This is a genomic window from Anaerozeibacter quisquiliarum (assembly GCF_051162045.1).
Lineage (GTDB): Bacteria > Bacillota > Clostridia > Christensenellales > Aristaeellaceae > Anaerozeibacter > Anaerozeibacter quisquiliarum.
Genome location: NZ_JBISDI010000084.1, coordinates 1 through 1,309, shown reverse-complemented (window position 1 = coordinate 1,309; position 1,309 = coordinate 1). Strand labels below are relative to the sequence as shown.

General features: G+C 57.1%; 1 protein-coding gene. It reads left to right on the top strand.

Annotated elements, in window-relative coordinates:
• Window positions 1–93: 93 nt before the first annotated feature.
• Window positions 94–1,299: an IS110 family RNA-guided transposase gene (locus ACH6CV_RS18060; protein ID WP_456359610.1), complete on the top strand. Its 1,206-nt coding sequence runs from the start codon at window positions 94–96 to the stop codon at window positions 1,297–1,299.
• The last annotated feature ends 10 nt before the right edge of the window (window positions 1,300–1,309 follow it).

The following is a 1,309-nucleotide window of genomic DNA, read 5'->3' as shown; positions in this document are numbered from 1 at the left end:
GGAGAGTATCGCCACAGCCCTATCCCGAATCGTTGATCGGTTGGATAAGCCCAAGAGCTTTTATTTTCCGCAAGGCTATGAGGGATAGGGCGGGTGGAGCGCAGCGTCACAATCCATGTGAAAGCAGGTGCCCTCATGATCCTTGTTGGAATCGACATCGCCAAGTTCACCCACGTCGCCACCATCATGACTTCGGAGAATGAAGTTCTCGTCCCACCCTTTTCCTTTGGGAACGACCGCGCCGGGTTTGCCGTACTGAATGGCGCGCTCGAAGGCTATCCCAAGGAAACACTCTTGATCGGTCTTGAATCTACCGCACACTACACCGAGAATCTGACCTGCTTCCTTCTCGCACAAGGCTATCAGGTCGCGCTCATCAATCCCATCCAGACCGCCTCTCTGCGCAAGTCCGGTATCCGCAACGCCAAGACCGACAAGATCGATGCCAAACTGATCGTCAAGGCGCTCATCCTGGGCAACTACACACCGCTGCGGAAACAGAGTGTCGATACCCTCGCCCTTCGCGGGCTTTGCAGAGCACGCCAAGACCTCATCAAGATGCGCTCGCGCTGCAAAATACAGCTCGTTGCCCTGGTCGATCAGCTGTTCCCCGAACTACATGCCTTCTTCCGCTCGGGGATCCATATCAAAACGTCCTATGCGCTTCTCAAGCTGTATCCCAATCCCTGCGACGTTGCGAAGCTGCACCTGACGTGTTTGACGAACCTCTTGCGCAAAAACTCCCGTGGCAAGTACAACCGCGAGGATGCCATCTCCCTCAAAGCGCTTGCCAATTCTTCCGTCGGCCTCGACAACCCCATCCTCGCCCTTCAGATCCGCCAGACTGTTGAGCGCATCGAACTGTTCTCCAAGCAGATCTCAGACGTTGAAGCCGCCATATCCGAAATCATGCTCCGCTCGGGATCCCCGCTTACCACTGTGCCCGGCATCGGTACGGTCAACGCCGCCATGATCCTCTCGGTGATCGGCGACATCTCGCGCTTCGCCAACGCAACCAAGCTGCTTGCCTTCGCTGGCCTTGATCCCATCATCCGCCAGTCCGGCAAGTTCCGCGCACGATCCACCCGCATGTCCAAGCGCGGCGATTCCATGCTTCGCTTCGCGCTCGTCTACGCGGCACACAACCTCTCCCGCAACAACCAAACCTTCGCAGTTTACTACCGTACCAAGATCGCTCAGGGCAAATCCCATTACAACGCGCTGGGCCATGTCGCCGGCAAACTGGTTCGCGTCATCTTCGCCTTGCTCTCCCGCAATGTCGCTTTTGACCTGCCGTGACCTGACTCGC